The sequence below is a fragment of the Dyadobacter flavalbus genome, assembly GCF_006149045.1.
In the GTDB taxonomy this organism is placed as follows: Bacteria; Bacteroidota; Bacteroidia; order Cytophagales; family Spirosomataceae; genus Dyadobacter; species Dyadobacter flavalbus.
The window spans coordinates 204,341-228,437 of the sequence record NZ_VBSN01000038.1 but is presented as its reverse complement, the minus strand read 5'-3'; the positions used below and the strand labels follow the sequence as shown (position 1 = coordinate 228,437).

Here is a 24,097-nt window from a genome sequence, read left to right as displayed (position 1 = left end):
GCAGGATGGAACGTTCATCGGTTCGCTTTATCATTGCATATCAGACTATTCTTAGTTTTTGTTAGTTTTATTTAAGATTTATGCTGTATTCACAGATATGTTCATGCAACAAGGAACGTTTAATTATAACCAATCTTCTTTCCGAAAGTCTCATCTAAATCCTGTTTCATTAATAATTACTTAAACGCTGATTCGTAAAATGTACACGAAAAAACAATGGTTTAAACTTCCGATGATGCTGGCTGCACTGGTAGCTGTCTGCGTCTTTTGCGGAGTGATGCTGAGTAACCGGACTGCCAAACACCGTCCGCCCGGCTCCAAGGTCGACAAAATTAAATTGCCGGAAGGCTTCAAGGCTGAACATTTATATAGCCCTTCCGAAGAAAAAAACGGTTCCTGGGTTTCCATGACTTTTGACGACAAAGGCCGGATGATTACATCCGATCAGTATGGCGGATTGTTCCGGCTTGTGCTGCCTGCGATCGGTTCAACGGAAAAACCGAAAGTGGAGACTTTGCGGGTGGAAGGCGATACGGCAAAAGTAGCCATGGGTTACGCGCATGGTTTGCTGTATGCTTTCAACAGCCTTTATGTCATGATCAACAATCGTGAAAATCCGAAATTTCCGAAAGGAAGCGGCTTGTACCGTTTACAGGATACCGACAACAACGATCAGTATGACAAAATTACGCTGATCAAACCGCTGGTTGGTGAAGGCGAGCACGGACCGCACAGCATTGTGCTGTCTCCGGACAAACAGTCTCTTTATGTAGTCGCTGGCAATTTCACCGATTTGCCTAAAATGGATTCTTACCGGCTGATGCCAAACTGGAAAAACGACAACCTGTTTCCATGGATAAAAGATCCGCGCGGCCATGCCGTAGACCGCAACGCGCCGGGTGGCTGGATTGCACATACCGATCCGGAAGGTAAAAAATGGGAACTTGTAAGTGCCGGTTACAGAAACTCGTACGACATTGCATTCAACGAAGCAGGCGACCTTTTCATTTATGATTCGGACATGGAGTGGGATTTCGGCACGCCGTGGTATCGCCCGACACGCGTTTGTCATGCCACTAGCGGCGGTGATTACGGGTGGAGAACGGGTTCGGCCAATACTTCGCCAGCATTCGCCGATTTTCTTTCGCCGATCATGAACATCGGTCAGGGTTCACCGACAAATTTGATTTATCTGAGCAATGCGCGGTTTCCTGCCAAATACAAAAACACGCTGCTGGCATTTGACTGGAGTTTCGGTATCGTACATGGCCTGCACCTGAAACCCAACGGCTCGACTTACTCTGCCGATCATGAAGAATTCCTTTCCGGTGCACCGCTTCCGTTGACGGACGGAGCCATTGGCCCGGACGGCGCATTGTATTTCCTGACCGGCGGCCGTCGCCTGGAATCGGATCTCTACCGCGTTTATTACGGTGATTATCAGAACATTCCGGCTGGTTCCAATGAAGTAAAACCAGAACTTACTGCAGAGCACAAACAACGTACGGAACTGGAAAAATTCCATGCGAAAAAAGACCCGAAAGCAGTGGAAACAGCCTGGCCGTACCTGAAAAGCCCGGATCGCTTCCTGCGGTTTGCAGCTCGTTTAGCTATTGAACATCAGCCTGTTGCAGAATGGGAAAATAAGGTTTATGCCGAAAAAGATCCGCAGACTTTGATTTATGCATCCATCGCGCTGGCCCGGGAAGGAGATTCTTCCAAAGTAGGAGGGCCTATTCTGAAAGGCTTGACAAAAATCGATTATAACAAACTGGACGATCTTCAGAAACAGGCGCTTTTGCGTGCGGTGGAAGTAACGCTTTACCGTACCGGTCAGCCGGACGCAGCTACCAAACAAGCCGTCATTGCTTACCTGAATCCGAAATATCCTTCTCCGAATGCCTTGCAGAACCGTTTTCTGAGCAAAATCCTGATCACGCTGGAAGCACCCAAAGCAGTTGAAAAAACACTTGCATTAATCGAGAAAAATGAGAAATTCGATGACAAGGACAATGAAATGGTTACGGCTTCTGCCGATTTGATCCTGCGCAATCCGCAGTACGGCCTGGATCTTGCCGGACTTCTGGAGAAAATGCCGCCACAGCAGCAGACTTTTTACGCCATCATGCTGAGCAGCGCCAAAACCGGCTGGACACCACAATTGAGCGAGCAATATTTCAAATGGTTCCATAAAGCATTCAGCTATCAGGGCGGTCGCAGCTACATCGGCTTCATTGACAAGGCAAGACAAATGGCTTTGAAAAATGTTCCGAAAGACAAAGTTGCCTATTACAACAAGCTGTCCGGAGCCGAATTGCTGACAGGCACAGGAAATGATCTTGCCAAATTGTACACGCCAAAAGGTCCGGGCCGGGGCTGGAAAGTGGAAGAAGCGGTGGCTTTGGTACAAGACAGTCTGGCAAACCGTGATTTTGAACGGGGTAAAATGATTTTCTCTGCCGTACTTTGCAGTCGCTGCCACATGATTCAGGGTGAAGGTTCCGATGTGGGGCCGGATCTTACGCAGCTTGGAACACGTTTTTCAGCCAAGGATGTGCTTGAATCCATTATTTTACCGGACAAAACCGTTTCGGACCAATATGCTTCTGTGGCTTATACCTTGAAAGACGGGCAATCCGTTGTAGGCCGTCAGATCAATGAAGATGCCAATTTCTATCACATCGCCCAGAACCCGTTTGATTCCAAAACCATCCGTAAAATCAGCAAGAAAGATGTAGTTTCAACAAAATTGTCTCCGGTTTCCATCATGCTTCCGGGATTGATCAACGGATTGAACCCGGATGAACTCAGGGATCTGGTTGCTTATCTGATGTCCGGCGGGAACAAACAGAACCCGATTTACACAGAAAGCAGCAAAACGCAGAAAGGCGGGAAATAGATCATTGCCGTATTGAGTAGAAAATAACGATTCAGTCTTAAGATAGTGGTGCCATGGTGCTGACGTTGATGTTTCAAACATCATTCGTTTCCCAAGGCGCCACTATTGTATTTTTAAACCATCATAATGAGAAAAATTTTTGGTTATGCATTGCCGGTCCTTTCGGTTTTTTCCTTACTTATTCTATCCGGCTTCTTGATTGTGAGCAGGTTAAATCCTGTAAAACTGTACAAAGTGCTGATTATTGACGGGCAAAGCAATCACAGGAACATGAAAGAAGGCTCGGTCCTGATGAAAGGTTTTCTGGAAGAAACCGGATTGTTCACTGCAACTATTGTTACCGCACCGAAAAAAGGCGAAAACATGGCCGGTTTCAATCCGAGTTTTGACGGTTATGACGTTATCCTTTCCAATTACAACGGGGAATCCTGGAACCGGGCAACCAACGACGCATTTGAACAATTTATACAAAATGGGGGAGGTCTCGTGGTAGTCCATGCCGCAGACAATGCGTTTCCAAACTGGGAAGCGTACAATAGAATGATCGGAATCGGCGGTTGGGAAGGAAGAAACGAAAAATCCGGTCCGTATGTGTATTTTGATGAAAGTCAGCAGAAAATCGTTCAGGATTCCAGTGCGGGCAAAGGCGGAAGTCATGGTTATCAGCACGAGTTTATTGTCAAGACTCGTGTTCCGGAACATCCGATCATGAAAGGGCTTCCGGCCGAATGGCTTCACCAGAAAGATGAACTGTATGACCGGTTAAGAGGTCCGGCAGAAAACATGATCGTACTGGCAACCGCTTTCAGTCCGCTTGAACAAAAAGGCTCCGGCAGAAATGAACCCATCCTGATGACTTTGCAATATGGAAAAGGTCGTATCTTTCATACGACGCTTGGCCATGAGAACTATTCGCAGAAATGTATCGGTTTTATTACCACTTTACAGCGCGGCACAGAATGGGCAGCGACGGGAAAGGTCACCCAAAAAGTGCCTGACAATTTTCCGACTGCATCAAAAGGCAGTGCAAAACCATAAACAATCCAATTAATCATTCACCATTACAACATGTCAAGTAGACGTTCCGTATTAAAGAATATCGCAGCAGGAGCGGGAGTATTATCGCTTTCGGAAGTTTTTGCAGCAAATGAAAAAGCATTGGGTACTAAATTGAATGGCAGGATCAATCATTCCGTTTGCAAATGGTGCTATGGCAGCATTCCCCTGGATACTTTTGCACAGGAATGCAAGAAGATCGGAATCACTTCGATCGAGCTGCTTGGACCGGAAGATTGGCCCACATTAAAAAAATATGGTTTGACCTGCGCTTTGCCGCAAGGCGCAGGCATGGGCATCGAAAAAGGTTTTAATGATCCTGCAAATCATGACCAGCTTGTAAAAAGTTACGAAGAGATTTTCCCCAAGTTACAGGCTGCGGGTTACACAACGGTGATCTGTTTTTCAGGAAACCGCCGTGGCATGTCCGATGAAGACGGCATGCGTAATTGTGCCATGGGGCTCAGAAGATTAATGCCTTCTGCTGAAAAGCACGGCGTTACCATGATCATGGAATTGCTGAACAGCAAAGTAAATCACAAGGATTACATGTGCGACCACACCGCCTGGGGCGCGGGCCTGTGCGAAATGGTGGGTTCGCAAAGATTCAAATTGCTTTACGACATTTACCACATGCAAATCATGGAAGGTGACGTCATTGCAACGATAAAAAAATATCATCAATATATTGGGCATTACCATACGGGCGGCGTTCCCGGAAGAAACGAAATTGATGAAGAACAGGAGCTGTATTATCCGGCCATTATGAAAGCAATTGTTGAAACCGGCTTCAAAGGCTTCGTTGCGCAGGAATTTATCCCGAAAAGAGAGCCAATTTCATCATTAAAGAAGTGCGTTGAAATTTGTGACATCAGTTAACAGTGATCTAAAAATGGCTTTATTAATCTGAAATTCAAGTTGGTAAGTCATTAAATTGATTATTCTATACCGCTGACATTTGCACAGAATAACATTGTCTTATACTGAGCCTTGTCTAACGCATTCTAAACGCCTGGGAATAGCCAGAATCCAGGCGTTTTTGTTTCCATCCAATTGTTGTATAATTTATATTATGTTAAATAGACTTTTGAGGATTTTCTGTAATCCTATTTACAGCTATTCTCCTTTTGTATATCCATCGTAACCACAAGGTAATTGCATTATTGACGATTCGGTAATTTGATCAAAATTACATCTGTATTTAACAAAGCTTTCCTGATGATTCCTGTGCAAAGCAACAGAGATCATTCAAATGCTGAAAATAATTCAGAGTTACAATCATTATCTTACAATTTGCTGTATTGTGAAAGATGAAAATGAATCTCTGGAAGAATGGATTAATTATCACAGGAAAATTGGCGTACAACAATTCTATATTTACGACAACGAGAGTAAAAAATCCGTAAAACAAACATTGCAGAAAGCAGGTTTGATAAAATATGAATTGTTCAGCCAGAATGTAAAAAACAGGCTGATCGGACATGCATTTCATTTTAAGAGTAGGTATGATTGTAATTGAATGTATGGGTCGGCAGGATACATATCAACCGTTGTCACTGTAAGTCTCGGGAAGAGTAGCATGACAAAGTGGCAAGAGGCTTTGCAGATACCGTCAGGAGAACAAGAAGTTGATTTTCAAGTATTTGCAAAAAAGCATTAGACAATTATATTATGTTATGTTAAGTTATAAAATTATTTAATAATATTTTTTTACCTGGCTCCCTGCCTGCCCGACTCCATTTTTTTTACAAGACTCTCACTTCTTTCCTACCCGATCCGCTGAAATCATTGCTGGCGGCACAGCGTGCAAAATAGTCCCGTTCACTCCCACTCTGCCTTTTGTTGACTGCGACTTCTTCATTCGTCTTGAAATCTTGATTTCTTTAATCAGATACTTGCCTGCACAGTTAATTACCGGTTATATATTCAGCCGTGCCACAGGATAACTATTTAGCAAACTAGGTGCTTGAAATTTAAATATTACATACGTATGTACATGAAGTTTTCGATCATGCTTAATTATCGTTGTGCGTGACGTAGAAAATTGAATTAAAATCATAATCGTATGTTTTACAAAACACACTATATCCGGGAAATTGTCAAGTGCCTTTTTACTTTTAAGTTCTGGTTGAAATACAAGCTGACTGTGTGCTGTATTGTAAAAGATGAAAATGAATACATAGAAGAATGGATCAACTATCACAGGAAAATTGGCGTCCAGCATTTCTATATTTATGATAACGGCAGCAAAAAACCTGTAAAACAATCTTTAATAGAAGCAGGTTTGTCTGATTATGTAACAGTAAGTAGTATTTTTGGAGAAATTAAACAACTGGAAGCTTACAACAAGTGCTTAAAAAAATTCGGCAGGTTTTCGCAATGGATGGCATTTATTAATGTAGATGAATTTATTGTTCCAAAAAGTACAAAAGGCAACCTGGTTGAACTGCTTAAAGATTATGAGCAATTTGGCGGTTTGGGAATTAACTGGCTGGTGTTCGGATCCAGCGGGCATCTTAATAAGTCAAATAAACCGGTCCTTGAACGTTTCCAGCTTCGTGCCGCCTATGATTTTCATACCAACAGACATATTAAATGCATTGTACAACCTAAATTTGTAATTCATGCCGTCAGTCCACATGCATTTTTCTTTAAAGAAAACTATTACTGCGTAAATGAATATTATAAGATTATTCCGGATTCTTTTATTGATGTTAGTGTCAACAAGATACAATTAAATCATTATTTCTGTAAATCTCTCGAAGAGTATCATTTCAAGCTTGAAAGAGGGCGCGCTGATACAGGTCATAAAAGAAGTATTCAGGAATTCTATAATCATGATCGTGAAGCCAATGCAGAAAGGGACGAATCCATTCTCAGAATCTGGGATCCAAATAGTATATTAAATCTAAATTCAATCAGCTCATAGTGCAGAATAATATTATCAAACTTGCTCTTATTTCGGCCTCTGTAATCTTCATTTTAATTATACGGTTCTATTTTGTTAATCATTATGCGATGCCGGTTCCATTCTGGGATGAATGGGATTCTGAAGGAGATTTTTTATTGAGGCCCTGGGTTGAAGGTACACTGAGAATTTCAGATTTGTGGAAGTTGCACAATGAGCACCGCATCTTCCCTACCCGACTGCTTTCCCTGGCTTCGTATATGGTTAATGGTCAGTGGAATAATCTTGTTTCTGCACGTATAAACGTGATACTTGCGGCCGTTATCCCAGCAACTTTGCTTGGCTTTCTTTTCCGGTTCATTGGTCTGAACAGTAATAAATGGTTGATTTTACCTGTTCTGATTGCACAATTCACACTTCCATTCTCTTTCGAAAATATGCTGGTCGGATTTCAAAGCCAGTTCTACTTTCTGATTCTGTTTACAGTTATTGCAGTCGGTCTGGCTGTCACCTATACGGAAAGTGCCACTGCCAAAGTTATAGTTTTTATACTGTGCTTTCTCAGTATTGTCACCATGGCATCGGGTATTCTGACACCGTTGGCCGTAGCAGGCGTATATGTACTCCACTCGCTGGACAAACATGAAAGAGCGATGAAGAATTTATTGTTTGCGGCAGCCTTGGTGATTGTTGCAGGGCTAGCGTATATGCAAATACCGCACATTGCCGCGCATAACATGTACCGTGCCAGAAGTATATCCGAATGGACACACTCGTTTTTACGCATATTGAGTTGGCCTGTTGGCCCGCATAACTGGATTGCTGCCCCGCTCTGGTCGCCAGGATTGATTGCCGTTCCATTTCTGATCAAACATAAAAGGCTTTGCAAAAGTGATCTCTTCATGGCAGGATGTTATATGTGGTCGTTTGCACAGGCTATGGCCATTGCATATGGCCGCGGGCAGGAACTCTCGTCAGTACCTTCCCGGTACACTGAATTACTTAGTATCGGACTGGTTGCCAATGCCTGGTTTGCACTTCGGTACATAGAGGAATACAAAAAACCGAAATGGCAGAAATACATCATTCTTGCTCTGTTTCCATTGTTTTTCCATGGACACAAAAAACGGTTCAAGTTTGATATGAAAGATATTCAAAGAGTCCATGAATATTCCGTTATTCAAACGGACAACGTTACCAGCTATCTGCAAACACACAATCCAGTTTACCTTCAGCAACCAGCCATGCATATTCCTTATCCTGATTCCGTACGTTTAAAAAAACTGCTGGACAATCATACAATCAGAAAATTACTTCCTCCTGAAATCAGCGGCATCAGCAGCTTACATTGAAATGGACCAACAAAAAAAGCAGCAACGTACGTTGCTGCTTTTTACACTAATGATTTTTCTAGATCTTATTCTTCTACACAAGCAACGCCTTTGCCTGCAAATTGTTCAAGAACCGTATTAACAGTAGCAAGGTTTTCTTTTGCTTCAGCTTCGTCCTTGGACTGAATTGCTTTTTCAAAGTATGGCTTTGCTTTTTTGAATTTTCCGCAAACACGACCTTCTACTTCTTTTCCACGTTGCTGATATTCTGTCATGTTCATGTTATCAACTTCGCCTTTTAGCTGAACAGCCTCATTAAAGTAAAATACGCCAAGATTGTAAAGTGCATCGTAATTAGCTGCATCAATTGACAATACTTTTTTGTAGTTTTCAATGGCTTTGCTGCTTGCATCTGCCTGTTTGGCTTTCAAGTCCGCCAATTCTTTTTCCAGAGAAGCCACATCATTTCCTTTTGCTGCTTCCTGAGATGCCTTCACTTCTCCTTCCAGCTTGGCAATCGCCGCTACTGACTCTTTTTTCTTGGCATTTACTTCCGCCAGCTGACGTTTCAGATCTGCATTTTTAGGTTGTTTCTTGATCAATGCGCTGATCCGTTTTACTTCACCGTCATAAACCTCGATTTTACCTTTTTCACTTTCAAGATTGGCAGCGGCGCTGTTTGATTTTCCGCTTCCGGCACCCAGTTTTCCTTGAAGTTCTTTGATTTTCTGGTTCATTTTGGAACTGGTATTATCATAAAGGATAGCCAGGTTTACTATATTCTGCGCATTGTTCGGATCGCTGGTTGTCAAAGCAGTCAACTCATTGATTGCCTGATCTTCTTTACCGGATGCCAGCAAAATGTTCACAACTTCTGCTTTCAGGTCTTTGTTGCCCGGAGACATTTCAAGCCCTTTGTTCAGCGTGGCGATGGCTTTGTCAAAATCATTGTCGGCACGGTACAACTGAGCAAGACCATAAAATACGCTAGGATCTTTACCGCCGTTCGCAGCATACTTTTCAAACTGAGTTTTTGCAATATCCTTTTTATCCAGCTGCTGTGCCGCGATACCGCCATAAAGCGATGCAAGCGTATCTTTCTGGTTAATTTCCTGTGCGGCTGTAAACATTTCCAATGCGCCGTTCAGGTTTTTAGCCTGGTATTTCTCAGCTCCCTGTTTTACAAATGCATTGAAAAGCTGAGATCCTTCACCCCCACTCAGGATATTCTTGGCTTCTTTTGCAGATTTGCCCGGTTCTCCCTTTTTGGTAAGATCCAGTTCTACTACCTTCTTATAAGCTTCCAAAGCCGTTTTGGCTGCACTGGAATCTACTTCTGAACCTTGTAATGCAATATTTTCATATAGTTTAGCCCGATCCATCCAGAATGATGCTTTCGCACTGTTCTTGGCATCGGACATATCTTTATCACTCTTTTCCTTATCCTTACGAAATTGATCTACCATGGCCTTGTTAACAGCATCCTGCGAAAATGCAGACAGGCTGAAAAGGCTAAGTGCAGAAACAAAAAACAGTTTTTTCATAAAATATAAACTTTGATTGTGGTTGATTGTTCGCGTGTTACTATGAGACAAAAATATACAATTTTTTCACAAAAATCATACCTCACTGTCATCCGGGAGTTCTTCATCGTCTTCCGATTCATCCAGGATTTCATCTGATTCGTCCAGATCATCTTCACTGTCATCTGCCAGAATGATCCCGGTTTCATCGGATCCCTGAATGATTTCGGCTGGTGCTGCAATGATATTTCCGTCTTCATCCAGTTCGGCGGCTTTCTCATCCGGATCTTTCAGAATCCGGGTTACAGATGTGATTTCATCCGCATTGTTTAGTCTGATCAGCTTGACACCTTGCGTGTTACGTCCGGCAAGTCGGATATCCAGCACGCTCATCCGGATCGCAATACCGTTGCGGGTGATAATCATCAGGTCATCCAGTTCGGTCACTTCGCGGATTGCCACCAGTTTACCCACTTTTTCCGTTGCATTCATCGTGGAAACACCTTTGCCGCCTCGGTTTGTAATCCGGTAACTATCTATGTCAGACCGCTTTCCAAATCCATTTTCCGAAACAACCAAAAGCTGGGCATCTTCCCTGTTGATACAAACCATACCGATTACCTTGTTTTCAGCGTCGTTGAGGTTTATACCGCGCACACCGGCAGCAGTTCTTCCCATCGGCCTTACACCCTTTTCATTGAAGCGGACGGCACGGCCTGCACTCGATGCAATCACAATGTCATTATCCCCGTTGGTAAGAGCTACATCCAGCAAGCGGTCGCCTTCATTAATCGAAATGGCAATAATTCCATTTGCCCTCGGACGCGAATAGGCTTCCAGCAATGTCTTTTTAATAGTGCCCTGCTGTGTACACATAATGAGGTAATTATTGTTGATATAATCCTCATCTGACAATGTACGTACATTGATAACCGAACGGATGGAATCCCCGCTTTCCAGACTGATCAGGTTCTGTATCGGCCTGCCTTTGGATGTTTTGCTGCCTTCCGGTACTTCATATACTTTCATCCAGAACAGCTTTCCGAGTTCGGTAAAGATCAGCAGGTAATTGAGCATGGTTGCAGAAAACAAATGCTCCGTAAAATCCGTATCCTTGGTCTTTACGCCTCTTGACCCAACGCCGCCGCGGGTTTGCGTACGGTATTCGGACAAAGGCGTTCTTTTGATATAACCCTCATGGGAAATCGTAATCAGCATTTCATCATCCGGAATCATGTCCTCGTCACTGAATTCCTCGGCAGCAAATTCAATCTGCGTACGGCGTTCATCTCCGTAGCGGTCTTTGATGTCGGTCAGCTCCGTTTTAATGATTTCATACTTCCGGTATTCATTGGCAAGAATATCTTTCAGATCATTGATCAGGATCATGATCTCTTCGTATTCTTTTACAATTTTGTCTCTTTCAAGACCTGTCAAACGCTGCAGACGAAGTTCCAGAATGGCTTTGGACTGAATTTCACTCAGCTGAAACTGCTCCATCAAACCGACTTTCGCCGTTTCCGGGTCTCTTGCATTACGGATCAGCGTGATGACTGCATCCAGATTGTCAAGTGCGATCAGCAAACCTTCCAGAATATGCGCACGCTTTTCGGCTTCACGCAGTTCGTATTCTGTTCGGCGCGTGATGACAACAATCCGGTGATCGACGTAATGCCGGATCAGGTCTTTCAGGTTGAGCGTTACGGGGCGTCCTTTTACAAGCGCCACGTTATTGACACCGAAAGAAGATTGTAACGGCGTATATTTGAAAAGGTGATTAAGCACGATATTCGGTACGGCATCTTTTTTCAGATCGAATACAATGCGCATGCCGTCTCTGTCGGATTCATCCCGTATATCAGAAATCCCTTCCAGTTTCTTTTCATTGATAAGCGAAGCAATGCGTTCGATCATTGCCGCCTTATTGGTCATGTAGGGAATTTCCGTGATGATAATCTGTTCACGGCCGCTTTTGGTAACATCAAACTGCGCTTTGGAACGCATGATAATACTTCCGCGGCCCGTTTCCATTGCGGAACGAACACCCTGATAACCGTATATGATACCGCCCGTCGGGAAATCAGGTGCCTTGATGTATTCCATCAGTTGCGGGATCGTGATTTCCGTATTGTCGATGTAGGCAAGAACGCCATCCACCACTTCGGAAAGGTTATGCGGCGCCATATTGGTTGCCATCCCGACCGCAATACCGGATGAGCCGTTGACAAGCAGGTTTGGAAATTTGGCAGGAAGTACCGAAGGTTCGGACAAGGAATCGTCAAAGTTCGGCTGAAAATCCACGGTATCTTTGCCCAGATCGTTCAGCAGTTCGTCGGCAAGCCTTTTAAGACGTGCTTCCGTATAACGCATGGCCGCCGGATTGTCACCATCAACAGAACCAAAGTTTCCTTGGCCATCCACCAGAGGATACCGGAGGGACCATGGCTGCGCCATACGCACCATTGTATTGTAAACCGAAGAGTCACCATGCGGGTGATACTTACCTAAAACCTCCCCTACTATACGAGCTGATTTTTTATGCGAGCGATTGTAATTTACCCCCAAATCAGACATCCCGTATAACACACGCCTGTGCACCGGTTTCAAACCATCGCGAACGTCGGGTAAAGCGCGGGAAATAATAACGGACATCGAATAATCGATGTATGCTCCACGCATTTCATCCTCAATATTAATGGGGATAATGTTTTCACCAGAAGATTCTGCCATAAAGAATTAAAAAAGAATCGAAAATTTGACTGAGCGCTGCAAGGCCAGCTGCCCAGTCTGTATATGAATTTTATAAGTTCCAGGAAGACAAATTTCGCGATTTTTAAGCATTGAAACAAGCTATCTTTTAAGCTAATTGAACATTACTTCCGTATATCTCTGATCCTTCCGATTTTACCTCCGGAATAACGCAGGAAAAGTTAATTCGCATAAATCGTTAAATTTTAGTTTCTTCCCGCTTATTACCTAAAGCTTATCTTTTCCATCACTTTCATTATGCCTTTACTTCTTACCTTTCTAGCTATTCTGACGCTGATTTTACTGATTGCATGGCTTCAAATTGATACTTTTATCTCGTTTTTACTCGTTTCCATCGGACTTGGACTGGCAAGCGGCCTGGATGTGGATACGGTCAGCAAAGCCATTCAGAAAGGGGTCGGCGGCACGCTGGGCGACCTTGTGCTGATCGTCGGTTTCGGGGCCATGCTCGGGAAAATGGTGGCCGACAGCGGTGCAGCCCAGCGGATTACGGATGCACTGATCGGGGTTTTCGGCAGAAAGTTCATACAGTGGGGAATGGCGCTTGCCGGGTTTGTTATCGGTATCCCGCTTTTCTATAATGCCGGGTTTGTCATTGTGATTCCGCTCATTTTCATGATCAGCGCCACGGCGCGGCTGCCGCTCTTATACATCGGGATTCCGATGCTGTCGGCCTTATCCGTTGCGCACGGTTACCTTCCGCCGCACCCGTCGCCGGCCGCTATTGCAAGCCAGCTGCATGCAGACCTCGGACAAACGCTTTTCTACGGTATCATCGTTTCCCTTCCGGCGATTGCCGTTGCCGGCCCGCTTTTCGGAAGTACGTTAAAACGATTCCAGCCCAAACCGGATGCAGACCTGTTTAATGTAAAACCACGTCCGCTGGCCGAACTGCCCGGCCTGAGAATCAGTGTTATGACGGCTTTGCTTCCTGTTTTCTTACTGACCACCATGTCGGGAGTTAAAAGACTGAATCCTGACAACAGATTGATCGGATTGCTTGCCGAGCCTTACTTCGGCATGCTCGTATCGGTGCTGTTTGCAGCTTACGTACTCGGCAGCCGCCGCGGTATGACCATGAAAGCCATCAGCAAATCCATGGAAGAAGCATTCAAAGGTGTTTCGGTAATCCTGCTGATCATCGCCGGTGCGGGTGTGTTCAAGGAAATTATGACAGCCAGTGGCGTAAGTACTTACATAGCCGAGAACCTGAAAAATATGGATATTTCACCTTTGATCCTCAGCTGGGGAATTGCCGCAGTGATCCGCATCTGCGTAGGATCTGCGACCGTTGCAGGACTGACGACCGTAGGCATTCTTGCACCGCTTCTTGCCAACTCACCGGTACCGCCTGAGCTGCTTGTTTTATCCATCGGATCGGGAAGCCTGATGTTTTCGCACCTGAACGACGGCGGCTTCTGGCTCTTCAAGGAATACTTCAACCTGAGTATCAAAGATACCCTGCTCACGTGGTCTGTCATGGAAACAATTGTGTCCATAATGGGATTACTGGGCGTATTAGTACTAAATTTGTTCGTTTAGAAATCAGATTAATTTAATTACAACCTTAAAATCATGGATAATACACCTGAATCAAACTTTGCTCAGCTGGGACTTACCTTGCCTCCTGCCCCGAAACCGGTCGGTGTTTACAAACCTTTACTGATCGTCGATAAAAGATGGGTTTATGTTTCCGGTCACGGGACCGTTCAGGAAGACGGAACGCTTATCAAAGGTAGAATCGGGAAAGATATGGATGCAGATCAGGGCAAACTGGCTGCGCGTCAGGTCGGACTGGCAATTCTGGCCACGCTGAAAGCAAACCTCGGAAGTCTTAACCGCGTCAAAAGAGTGATAAAAGTATTGGGAATGGTCAATTGCACAACCGATTTTGAAAAACACCCGTTTATCATCAATGGCTGCAGCGAACTGTTTGCGAAAGTCTGGGGTGAAGAAAACGGTATCGGCGTGAGAAGCGCAGTGGGAATGGGTACTTTGCCCGATAACATCCCCGTAGAAATCGAAGCCCTTTTCGAACTGGAAGAAAAATAACCGGACTTTTCACTTCTAATTGACTACATTTCCCATTTCACTCCCGAATACATGAACTGGTACCAGCTTCGGAACCCGGAAGAAGTAATTTCTCCTTCCCTGATATTCTATAAAGACCGTGTGGACAGCAATATCCGGAATATGGTCAGTATTGCAGAAGATGCCGGACGGCTCATACCGCATGTTAAAACGCACAAATGCAGTGAAATCGTAGCTTTGCAGCTCGAACAAGGCATCAGCAAATTCAAATGCGCCACCATTGCCGAAGCTGAAATGCTGGCAGATGCCGGCGCAAGATGGATTCTACTGGCTTATCAGATGGTCGGCCCGAATATTCAGCGGCTTTTCCGGCTAAGGGAAAAGTTTCCGCATGTGACATTTTCTTCGCTCGTGGATAATGAAAAATCAGTGGATGACCTCAACCGGTTTTCTGCCGAAAACAACTTTACAGCGGAAGTATTTATAGATGTCAATAACGGCATGAACCGGACGGGACATGCGACGGACGAATCCATTCTTTCCTTGTACAGGCACATTACCCGACTTTCCAACGTTACGCTGGCCGGTATTCACGTGTACGACGGGCACATCCGGAATCCTGAATTTACGGACAGGAAAGCAGCTGCCGACGAGGCATTTGAAAAAGTATTGCCGCTTCTGGACCGGATCAAAGCGGATACCGGCAAGGAACCCATGATCATTGCCGGCGGTTCTCCGTCCTTTACCGTACATGCCATGCGGCCGGAAGTATATCTGAGCCCGGGCACCAACGTGCTTTGGGACTGGGGCTACGGCGACCGTTTTGATGGCCAGCCGTTCCAGCATGCCGCTTTGATCCTCACGCGTGTCGTTTCCAAACCGGTGTCCGGTATCATCACCATTGATCTGGGGCACAAGGCGGTTTCTGCCGAAAACCCGATCGAAAACCGGTTCCGGTTATTAAACCTGAGCAGCTATACGGTATTAAGCCAAAGCGAAGAACACGGCGTTATTCAGGTGGGTGCGGATGCGTGGGAATCGATTCAGACCGGCGATGTGTTTTATGCGCTTCCTTATCATATCTGTCCGACCGTTGCCCTGCATGATTTCGCTACCGTAATCGAAAACGGAGCTGTAACCGGAGAATGGAAAATCACAGCAAGAAGCAGACGGCTGACGATTTAAGTTCATGGAACCGCCTGTAATCAGTTCCGTTGATGGCTTTTCATCATTTGGTCAATTAGTATTAATCTTCCTAACAGCCAATGGCTGGCATCCCGAAGCTGTCAGCTATTTAATCCCAATTCATTCATGTTCCTTTTTGACGCACATCTTGACCTTTCCATGAATGCCGTGGAATGGAACCGCGATCTTACACAGGATCTGTATTCCATCCGCGAGCGTGAAAAAAACCTTACTGATAAACCGGACCGCGGAAAAGGTGTTGTCAGCTTTCCTGAAATGAGAAAAGGCAATATCGGCATTTGCGTAGCGACCCAGATTGCAAGATTTGTAAAACCGGACAGCAAAATACCCGGCTGGCATTCACAGGCGCAGGCGTGGGCACAAACGCAGGCGCAGATTGCGTGGTACAAAGCCATGGAAGATGCCGGTGAAATGGTTCAGATCACCAATCTAAACGAACTGAACAGCCATCTTCAGCTCTGGCAGCAAGCGGAATCCACTGAAAATTTGCCGATCGGTTATATATTAAGCCTGGAAGGTGCGGATTCATTCATCAGCCTGAAAAACCTGGAAATTGCCTACCATTACGGATTGCGTGCGATTGGACCGGCGCATTATGGCCCGGGTGTTTATGCTTATGGGACGGATTCAGATCAGCCGCTTTCACAGAAAGGCAAGGACTTGCTGCGTGAAATGGAAAAACTAAATATCATTCTGGATGCCACGCATTTGTGTGATACGGCATTCTGGGAAGCGCTTTCCATATTTAACGGTCCGGTATGGGCAAGTCACAATCTGGTACGTAAAATCACGCCGCATAACCGTCAGTTTTCGGATGAAATGATCAGGGCACTGCTGGAAAGAAATGCGGTGATCGGAATGGCGTTTGACGCGTGGATGATGATTCCCGGCTGGGAAAGAGGAAAATCCACACCGGAAAGTACCGGACTGAAGATTGAACACATTGCGCAGCATATCGACCATATTTGTCAGCTTGCCGGAAACGCACTGCATGTCGGCATCGGTTCCGATCTGGACGGCGCTTACGGAAAAGAGCAGTCGCCCGGCGACATGGATTCCATTGCCGATCTTCAGACACTGACCGGGATTTTATCAGCAAGAGGTTATTCCACTCAGGACATCGAACAGATTATGTGGAAAAACTGGGTCGGGTTTCTGGAACGGAACTGGAAGTAATATGCTTTTCAAAACCGGCAAAATAATCCTTGCCGGTTTTTTTTAGGTTGCCTGAAAACCGCAGGGTTCCGGTTTATGAACCAGGTTTCTCTTTGCCTGCTGCATATGCCTTTCATTGTGGGTCACCAGAAAACGAAAAACATCTCCGACATTGATCCGTACAATCCTGGCAACCGACAACGGGATTTTAGGATTGTTGATATCCTTGCTTTGTGCATCACGCAGGTAAAGCAGCATGGTTTCCTGTTGTGTAATAAACGTTTCAATGGTTTGTACGGCATTCAGCTTTGCAGCGGGAACATGATTTTTATGCGCTTTGTACTTCTTTTGTGCCGGTCCGGGTTCCATCATTTTTACAAAATAAGAACCCAGCCATGTTCCTGAAAACGGCGATTCGCTATCGCTTTTGGCTGCGCTTAGTTTTTTGTTTATAAGCGGCAAGTAATAATTCCCATAGCTGTTCAGATGATCAAGGCACTGCGCAATGCTCCAACCGCCGGTCTCTGACGGCCTGTTCAGCAATTCCTCAGGCTGGTTCTGAAAGAGCGCGATGGTTTCCGAAATGTGCTTTTCTACCATGTTTTCAAGGTTTTTCAGGAACGGGTATTTATCAACTGGTTTCATTTCAGGCAGATTTAGTTTGGATACAAATTTGCGGCAATCGAAAATTATGAAAGTTGGTAAATACCAATATTTTATATTTTGACCCGGTTTAACAGCTTGCTGAAATTTGTCGCATCCATGCCGAGGTAATTGGCCAGATATTTATGCGGTACAAGCTGAAGAATATGCGGGCTGCGTTTCAGCAATTTCCTGAATTTTTCTTCTGATGAAAAACACTGCACTTCCACAAGCCGCTCCATTATACCTGAAAGTGTCTGTGTGATTCCGGTGCTGATCATATGCGCTACATCCGGATAAGTGTGCATGATTTCACGCAACTCAGAACCGGAAGCCCTTAGAAACTGTGAAGGCGTCAGTGTTTCGTAAATATAAATGGAAGGCTTTTCAAGCAGCAGCGAATCAATGATGCCCCCGAACGACGGTGCATATACAAAAACCAGGGTTGCTTCCCGACCCGAATCATCCAGAAAATAAATGCGCTGAACGCCGGCGGTAACAAAATACAGGTAATTTTCCTGCACGCCGGCTCCGGAAATCACTTCCTTTCGGCCGGCATGGAACGGTTTCCATATGGCGGCAAATTCCGTCCAGCTTTCCTCGGAGACAGGCGATACTGCATTTACGGAAGCCTTAAGGAGCGCGAGGGGTTCCTGCATCATAGGGGATTACTCCGATTTTACCGAAACCATAAAGTTAAGAAAATGAAATACTTCATCCTGACTTTTGATATGATTCCGGGCTGCTGAAAGATCATCTCCGATTTTGATGGTGTAAGCCGTTTCCGGAAGTGCCTGAAACATGTCCTCGTCCGTGGTATCGTCGCCGATGGCGAGTATAAAGTCGTACGAACCGTTTTCTACAAATGCTTTCGCAGCCGTTCCTTTGTTAAATGCGGTCTTTTTGACTTCCACAACCTTGCTTCCGTCGATAACCTGCAGGTTCAGTTCCGGCTGAATGTAGCTTTTCAGCTGCCAGAGCAGTTCCTGTGCCCTGCGCGTAGCATATTCCTTGTCTTCCGCCGTGCGGTAATGCCATGCCAGTGCGGTTTCTTTTTCCTCTACAAACGCACCCGGGCACCTTTGTGCATACATATCCATAATCGGCCTGATACTTTCTTTCCAGTTTTCTTCATAATGTTCGTTCAGCATCCACTCGTTGTTTTCCCTGTTTTTGATGAGCGCGCCATGTTCTGCAATGATATGCACCGGCAGTTCCTGAAAAAGATTGTCCAGAAAATAACGGTCGCGGCCGCTGATGATGATGACTGTATTCTCCCTTGCAATTTCCAGAATGATTTTTTTCATTTCTTCGGAAACAATGGCCTTGGAAGGATCGGAAACGATCGGGGCTAGCGTGCCGTCATAATCAAAAAACAGAATCCGGTTGGAGGACGACTGATAGGCTTTACGGATGTTGTCAATCCCTTTATTGGTCAGAAAAACCTGTTTCAGCTTTTCATGTTCGTGTTCGAGCATAGTCATTTGGGTAAAAAAGTCATTGGTCCATGCAAAGACATCGTAATTGCGGATGCGTTCGCGCATGGCGTCCATTCGTTTGGTCTGTTCTTCCTCGGGCATTTCAAAAGCTTTGTGGATGGCATCGGCAATATCCTGTTTATCCAGCGGGTTAATGATCAGTGCTTCACCCAGTTCTGCGGCTGCACCGGCCATTTCACTCAGGATCAGAACGCCTTTGCGGTCTTTCCGGCTGGCCACATATTCCTTGCAAACCAGGTTCATACCGTCCCGGACCGGCGTAATCAATGCCACATCGCTGGCCGTATACATGCCGACCAGTTCATGGTTCGGCATGGAACGGTACTGATAAATAATCGGCTGCCAGTAGATATTACCAAAGTCGGAGTTGATCCTGCCGACGGTCTGGTCAATATCCGATTTCATCTGCTGATATTGCTCGATGCTGTCACGCGACGGAACCACAACCATTACAAAAGACACTTTCTCATGCCATTCGGGGTATCTTTCCAGAAAGCGCTCAAACCCTTTCAGCCGGTGAATAATGCCTTTTGAATAATCCAGCCGGTCTACTGAAAAAATGATCTTTTCCTTCAAGGAATGACGCGCCTCGTCCCGGGCAGTAACCACGGCCGGATCGTCGAAAGCGTCGTTGAATTTGGCAAAATCAATGCTGATCGGAAAGGCGTCCACTTTCACGATCCGGTTGCTCATGTTGATGTAATGCAGCTTGTTGCCCAGGCCGGAAACCAGACGGGCCGATTTAAGGAAATACTCCACATAATCGTTGGTATGAAATCCAAGTACGTCCGCACCCAGCATGCCATTCACCAGAGCTTTCCGCCATGCTACCGGCAATAACCGGAATAGTTCATAGGATGGAAAAGGAATATGGAAAAAGAAGCCGGTTTTGTTGTCGGGATACTTTTGCCTGATCATGTCAGGCAGCAGCATCAGCTGATAATCCTGTACCCAAACGACGTCGCCGGGCCTGATTACTTCGTCCAGCTTTTCGAAAAACAGCTGATTGGCAGTCTGGTAAGCTTCAAAATAAGCATCATCAAAGCGGGCCAGTGACGGAAAGTAATGGCATAAAGGCCAGATCAGGTTATTGCAGAAACCTTCATAGTAATTCTCATTTACTTCATCGCTGATAAAAACCGGATGCGCCTGAAAACTTTCATTTGCCAGCGACTGTCCTTCCAGTTCTTCTCTGGAATTTTCCGAAAAACCGATCCACTGTATTTTTTCGGACGAATTGAAAGCGGGACCGTTTTTGTTCGCCACCAGCGACAATACCGCAGAAACAAGGCCGCCCGAGTTCTGAAACAGCTGAACCTGATCATTTTCACGGATGATCTTGAAGGGCAGCCTGTATGCTACAATGATTAGTCTTCCGTTGTTTTCTTGTTGGTCTGAATGTTCCATATGATTCAAAGCACCCTTTTGCTGAATGCATTGGATTTTGATAGCTTGGCAACTGCCTGAAAAAGCATATACCGGTTACATAAATAAGATCTTGTTTGCTGAACGTCAAAAAACCTGTGCCAACAGGAATCCGGAATCCCATGCGGATATTTAACACAGGCTTAATTTGATACTGAACCGATTTGTACTAGCTTAGTACCCGCAACCTATTTCATAATCTTAAACGGAACCGGATTGATCCGAGACAAGGTGTGTCCGCTCTGCAGTGGCTCCATAACCTTGCAAGCAATTGAATTTGCTGTTTTCCTTAAACCAAGATGATTACTGAACACAAATACAGGCGTCAAAACCTGAAATTAGTCCAGAATTACAATCACGTAATCGCAGATATATAACTGCGCTACTTATTGTTGTGGGTTGCGGGCGGTCATGATGACCGCCATTTTTATGGATTAAATTTACGTACAAGGGAGATAAAAAAGCACCTCGGAAGTATTGCCTCTGAGGTGCTTCTTTATGCCCTGATCATTTCAAATACAGGAAAATCAAGCCGGACTGTTCATGTATTTGGCCCTGGGATTTCAGTATTGCAGTTCCGGGATGAATTCTTCAGTCTGTTTTCTGCTGATCACCGGTGGCAGCAGTTTATACATTACCGGTGTCACCAGTCTGGAAAGCAATGTGGAGCTGATGAGTCCGCCGATGAGCACCAGTGCAAGCGGTGAATAAAGCGCGCTGTATTCAATCACAAGCGGCAGCAAACCGCCGATGGCCGTCATGGAAGTCAGCAAAATGGGTACAAAACGGATTTCACCGGCTTCCATAATGGCTTCCTCAATTCCTTTTCCCTGTTCCCGCAGCTGATTGGTAAAATCCACAACGAGCAATGAATTTTTCACCTCAATTCCGACGAGTGCAATGAAACCGATAGTGGCCGTAAAGGAAAGCGTTTCGCCGGTCAGGAAAAGCATGGCCAGCCCGCCCACAATCCCCAGCGGAATGACTGAAAGTACGATCAGGATGCTTTTAAAAGTTTTAAATTCAAGGATCAGCACGCCCAGAAACCCGAAAACGGTAATGAGAATGATCAAACCCAGACCGCCAAAACTTTCTTCCTGGCTTTCCTTTTCACCGGCTACGGTAAATGACTGTCCTTTTTCAAATGTAAAACGGTTGAGTTTACCGGTAATTTCCTCGTTCAGCCGCTGCACATTGTACTCCGGTCTTGCAAATGCAGAAACCGTCACATACCGGTCTTTATCGTAATGCCGGATCTGGTTGGGCGAGCTTTCCAGTTCAATGCCGGCTACGTTTTTAAGCGGAATGCTTGTGCCGGCGGCGGTCGGGACGTACAATTTGTCGAAAACGCTGTAATCCTGAATGGCTGCGTTTCTGGAAACGGAAACGTTGACATTGTAATTATCCGCTTTTCCTTCATCTTCCCGGTATGTGGCCACGTTCAGGCCGGCAGCGCCAAGCCGTACCGCGCGGTCGATATCGGCAGACGAAACACCCAGCGTTCCGGCTTTCTGTTTGTTGATGTTTACACGAAGGTCAGTCGGCTGCACAAGCAGCGGATTGTTGACATAAATCGTACCCGGCGTTTTGCTGATCAGATCGGCTACCCTGAACGCGGTTTTACGTAATTCGTCCAGATTTTCGCCGTAGATCCGGTACGCAAGCGGCGCTTCAATCAACGGTCCCTGTTCAAAATCCTTCACCTTGATTTCCGCACCCGGATAACGTTCCAGTTTTTTTCGCAGTTTTTCGATCACTTCGGTCTTTTCTTCCGTTTCGAGCCCTTCCACCTGAACGAATATTTCGGCAAAGTTTTCGCTTTCATTGCGTTGTACGACGTTGTAATAGATGCGCGGGTTTCCTTTTCCTACGTTTGTGGCAAAGGATGTAATCAGCGGTTCTTTCTTGAGAATACGTTCCACATAAGCGGCCACTTCATTGGTCTTTTTCAGATTGGTTCCCTGCGGTGTCTCGATATCAATCAGGAACATGGGTTTTTCAGATTTTGGAAAAAGGCTGTTCCCGATCAGCGGAACCAGTCCGAGCGATGCAAGAAAGATGAGTCCGGCCAGCATCAGGGTCATTACCGGCCATTTCAGCGCCTTGTCCAGCAGGCTGCCGTACGTTTTGTGGATGCCTTTTTTCATGCCGCGCAGTAAAAAATTACCTTCTTCGCTGGCATGCGGTTTCAGGATCACGCTGGAAAGAAACGGTACCACCGTAAGCGAAACAAGCATGGATGCAAACACGGTGGTGATGACCGAAAGCGGCAAACTTCGGATGAAATCCCCAGCGCCTTCGGGTAAAAAAACCAGCGGCAAGAATGCAAATATCAGCAGGATCGTGCAACCGACAACAGCCATGCCGATCTGCGAAGATGCCAGGATGGAAGCCTCGATACGACCGTAGCCCATACGCAGGTACCGTTCAATATTTTCCACGACCACAATGCTGTCGTCCACCAGAATTCCGAGCGCCACGATCATGCCCACAATACTCAGCTGATTGATGTTGTAGCCAAGTAAATTCATCATCGTCAGCCCGATGGCAAGGGATAGCGGAATGGAAATCATCACCACCAGGGAAGCGCGTGTCCCGAGCGGCAGCAAGGTCAGCAGCACCAGCAGAATAGCAATGCCGAAATCCCGTGCGAAATGCGAAAGGCGCACATTCACACTTTTGGCCTGATCGAAAACTTTAACCAGTTCCATGTTGGAAGGAAGCTGTTTTTCAAAGCTGCTTGCAACCGGCTCCACCAAATCCCGTACCGCAATGATGTTCTCGCCTTCTTTCTGACTGAAATTGATAAAGCTGCACCGGAAACCGTTCAGGCGTGTAAGATGTGTTTCATCCTCATATCCGAGCTTCACATCTGCCACATCTTTCAGGTAAACGATTTTACCGCCGGATGTAGAAACAACAGTCTGGGCGATTTCAGAAATTGAACGAAAATTGCCGCTGGTTTTGATATTGAACTTTTTGGTGGCCATGCTGATGCTCCCGCCGGGAATATTTACATTCTCACTCTGCAGTGCTGCAATGACCTGATCCTGTGTAAGTTTCTGCTGCGCGATTTTCTGCAGATCCAGACTGACATTTACCTGTCTTTCGGGAACGCCCGCATAATCTACTTTTTTCAGGCTTTTGATTTTTTCAAGACGTTCCTTTAATTCCTTGGAATATTTTTTCAGCTGCGCATACGTGGCATTCTCGCTGATGAGTGCATACTGATAAATACTCACATCGGAAGGGATCTGCTTGTTGATCCTGATTTCATTGATATCCGCAGGAAGTGCCGCTCTCAGACTGTTGATCTCGCGGACAAGCTCCTGGTATTTGTCATCGGGATCAGAGCTGTATTTGTACTGAACCTGCATGACGGCAAGTCCGTCGCGGATGTCCGTAATGACATGCTTCATATCGTCCAGTTCATTGATCTTCTTTTCCATCGGGTCCACGACAAGCTGCTCCATGTCCTTCGGACTGGTGCCCGGATAAATAACAACGACTGAAAACTGCGGCGGATGAATGTCGGGGTCTTCGCTGCGCGGCATGGTCATCAGCGAATAGATGCCAAGTGCCAGCACGCCGAGGAATACAATGAGCGTAAACTGGTAATTACGGACGGCAAATTCAGGTAATTTCATGATCTT

The 24,097-nt window shown here is 45.6% G+C and carries 16 protein-coding genes; 10 read left to right on the top strand and 6 right to left on the bottom strand.

Annotated elements, in window-relative coordinates; translation table 11 throughout:
- Positions 1–199 precede the first annotated feature (199 nt).
- The 6 genes from FEM33_RS12725 (at position 200) to FEM33_RS12700 (ending at position 8,215) form a co-directional block, all read left to right on the top strand.
- Positions 200–2,899, top strand: a complete 2,700-nt coding sequence (locus tag FEM33_RS12725; RefSeq protein ID WP_139012396.1) for a c-type cytochrome — start codon at positions 200–202, stop codon at positions 2,897–2,899.
- Between the two features lie 126 nt (positions 2,900–3,025).
- On the top strand, positions 3,026–3,937 hold the full coding sequence (locus FEM33_RS12720; RefSeq protein WP_139012395.1) for a ThuA domain-containing protein: 912 nt from the start codon (positions 3,026–3,028) through the stop codon (positions 3,935–3,937).
- A 30-nt stretch (positions 3,938–3,967) separates the two neighbouring features.
- Complete coding sequence (locus FEM33_RS12715) at positions 3,968–4,834, top strand: hydroxypyruvate isomerase family protein (RefSeq protein WP_139012394.1); 867 nt, start codon at positions 3,968–3,970, stop codon at positions 4,832–4,834.
- 373 nt (positions 4,835–5,207) lie between these two features.
- Positions 5,208–5,474 (top strand): glycosyltransferase family 92 protein, encoded by a 267-nt coding sequence (locus FEM33_RS27045; protein ID WP_139012393.1) that lies wholly within the window; start codon positions 5,208–5,210, stop codon positions 5,472–5,474.
- Between the two features lie 546 nt (positions 5,475–6,020).
- Positions 6,021–6,884 carry a glycosyltransferase family 92 protein gene (locus tag FEM33_RS12705; RefSeq protein WP_139012392.1) on the top strand — a complete coding sequence of 288 codons (864 nt, stop codon included), beginning with the start codon at positions 6,021–6,023 and terminating at the stop codon, positions 6,882–6,884.
- An 89-nt stretch (positions 6,885–6,973) separates the two neighbouring features.
- The gene (locus FEM33_RS12700; RefSeq protein ID WP_229214224.1) at positions 6,974–8,215 is read left to right on the top strand and encodes a hypothetical protein; all 1,242 of its coding nucleotides are present in this window, start codon (positions 6,974–6,976) and stop codon (positions 8,213–8,215) included.
- 65 nt (positions 8,216–8,280) lie between these two features.
- Here the strand turns inward: FEM33_RS12700 and FEM33_RS12695 are convergent, their stop codons facing one another.
- Positions 8,281–9,738, bottom strand: coding sequence for a tetratricopeptide repeat protein (locus tag FEM33_RS12695; RefSeq protein ID WP_139012390.1), 1,458 nt, complete (start codon positions 9,736–9,738; stop codon positions 8,281–8,283).
- 75 nt (positions 9,739–9,813) lie between these two features.
- Positions 9,814–12,447, bottom strand: coding sequence for a DNA gyrase subunit A (gyrA, locus tag FEM33_RS12690; RefSeq protein ID WP_139012389.1), 2,634 nt, complete (start codon positions 12,445–12,447; stop codon positions 9,814–9,816).
- 276 nt (positions 12,448–12,723) lie between these two features.
- Between gyrA and FEM33_RS12685 the strand changes: the two genes are divergently transcribed.
- The 4 genes from FEM33_RS12685 (at position 12,724) to FEM33_RS12670 (ending at position 16,899) form a co-directional block, all read left to right on the top strand.
- Entirely contained in the window at positions 12,724–14,028 is a 1,305-nt protein-coding gene (locus FEM33_RS12685) for a gluconate:H+ symporter (protein ID WP_139012388.1), read from the top strand.
- A gap of 33 nt (positions 14,029–14,061) precedes the next feature.
- Positions 14,062–14,538 (top strand): RidA family protein, encoded by a 477-nt coding sequence (locus FEM33_RS12680; protein WP_138279909.1) that lies wholly within the window; start codon positions 14,062–14,064, stop codon positions 14,536–14,538.
- A gap of 51 nt (positions 14,539–14,589) precedes the next feature.
- The gene (locus FEM33_RS12675) at positions 14,590–15,702 is read left to right on the top strand and encodes a D-TA family PLP-dependent enzyme (RefSeq protein WP_139012387.1); all 1,113 of its coding nucleotides are present in this window, start codon (positions 14,590–14,592) and stop codon (positions 15,700–15,702) included.
- Between the two features lie 126 nt (positions 15,703–15,828).
- Entirely contained in the window at positions 15,829–16,899 is a 1,071-nt protein-coding gene (locus FEM33_RS12670; RefSeq protein WP_139012386.1) for a dipeptidase, read from the top strand.
- 42 nt (positions 16,900–16,941) lie between these two features.
- Here FEM33_RS12670 and FEM33_RS12665 read toward each other — a convergent pair whose 3' ends face one another.
- From FEM33_RS12665 to FEM33_RS12650, 4 genes are all read right to left on the bottom strand, one after another.
- Positions 16,942–17,523 (bottom strand): DinB family protein, encoded by a 582-nt coding sequence (locus tag FEM33_RS12665; protein WP_139012385.1) that lies wholly within the window; start codon positions 17,521–17,523, stop codon positions 16,942–16,944.
- Positions 17,524–17,594: 71 nt separating this feature from the next.
- Positions 17,595–18,179 carry a Crp/Fnr family transcriptional regulator gene (locus FEM33_RS12660; RefSeq protein ID WP_139012760.1) on the bottom strand — a complete coding sequence of 195 codons (585 nt, stop codon included), beginning with the start codon at positions 18,177–18,179 and terminating at the stop codon, positions 17,595–17,597.
- Positions 18,180–18,188: 9 nt separating this feature from the next.
- The gene (locus FEM33_RS12655; RefSeq protein WP_139012384.1) at positions 18,189–20,426 is read right to left on the bottom strand and encodes a bifunctional alpha,alpha-trehalose-phosphate synthase (UDP-forming)/trehalose-phosphatase; all 2,238 of its coding nucleotides are present in this window, start codon (positions 20,424–20,426) and stop codon (positions 18,189–18,191) included.
- Between the two features lie 581 nt (positions 20,427–21,007).
- The gene (locus FEM33_RS12650) at positions 21,008–24,091 is read right to left on the bottom strand and encodes an efflux RND transporter permease subunit (protein WP_139012383.1); all 3,084 of its coding nucleotides are present in this window, start codon (positions 24,089–24,091) and stop codon (positions 21,008–21,010) included.
- Positions 24,092–24,097: the final 6 nt, after the last annotated feature.

What these genes read in the sequence shown, in the direction of transcription:
- FEM33_RS12725 (WP_139012396.1), top strand. Translation starts at nt 200, where the DNA reads ATGTACACGAAAAAACAATGGTTTAAACTTCCGATGATGCTGGCTGCA.
- FEM33_RS12720 (WP_139012395.1), top strand. Translation starts at nt 3,026, where the DNA reads ATGAGAAAAATTTTTGGTTATGCATTGCCGGTCCTTTCGGTTTTTTCC.
- FEM33_RS12715 (WP_139012394.1), top strand. Translation starts at nt 3,968, where the DNA reads ATGTCAAGTAGACGTTCCGTATTAAAGAATATCGCAGCAGGAGCGGGA.
- FEM33_RS27045 (WP_139012393.1), top strand. Translation starts at nt 5,208, where the DNA reads ATGCTGAAAATAATTCAGAGTTACAATCATTATCTTACAATTTGCTGT.
- FEM33_RS12705 (WP_139012392.1), top strand. Translation starts at nt 6,021, where the DNA reads ATGTTTTACAAAACACACTATATCCGGGAAATTGTCAAGTGCCTTTTT.
- FEM33_RS12700 (WP_229214224.1), top strand. Translation starts at nt 6,974, where the DNA reads ATGCCGGTTCCATTCTGGGATGAATGGGATTCTGAAGGAGATTTTTTA.
- FEM33_RS12695 (WP_139012390.1), bottom strand. Translation starts at nt 9,738, where the DNA reads ATGAAAAAACTGTTTTTTGTTTCTGCACTTAGCCTTTTCAGCCTGTCT.
- gyrA (WP_139012389.1), bottom strand. Translation starts at nt 12,447, where the DNA reads ATGGCAGAATCTTCTGGTGAAAACATTATCCCCATTAATATTGAGGAT.
- FEM33_RS12685 (WP_139012388.1), top strand. Translation starts at nt 12,724, where the DNA reads ATGCCTTTACTTCTTACCTTTCTAGCTATTCTGACGCTGATTTTACTG.
- FEM33_RS12680 (WP_138279909.1), top strand. Translation starts at nt 14,062, where the DNA reads ATGGATAATACACCTGAATCAAACTTTGCTCAGCTGGGACTTACCTTG.
- FEM33_RS12675 (WP_139012387.1), top strand. Translation starts at nt 14,590, where the DNA reads ATGAACTGGTACCAGCTTCGGAACCCGGAAGAAGTAATTTCTCCTTCC.
- FEM33_RS12670 (WP_139012386.1), top strand. Translation starts at nt 15,829, where the DNA reads ATGTTCCTTTTTGACGCACATCTTGACCTTTCCATGAATGCCGTGGAA.
- FEM33_RS12665 (WP_139012385.1), bottom strand. Translation starts at nt 17,523, where the DNA reads ATGAAACCAGTTGATAAATACCCGTTCCTGAAAAACCTTGAAAACATG.
- FEM33_RS12660 (WP_139012760.1), bottom strand. Translation starts at nt 18,179, where the DNA reads ATGCAGGAACCCCTCGCGCTCCTTAAGGCTTCCGTAAATGCAGTATCG.
- FEM33_RS12655 (WP_139012384.1), bottom strand. Translation starts at nt 20,426, where the DNA reads ATGGAACATTCAGACCAACAAGAAAACAACGGAAGACTAATCATTGTA.
- FEM33_RS12650 (WP_139012383.1), bottom strand. Translation starts at nt 24,091, where the DNA reads ATGAAATTACCTGAATTTGCCGTCCGTAATTACCAGTTTACGCTCATT.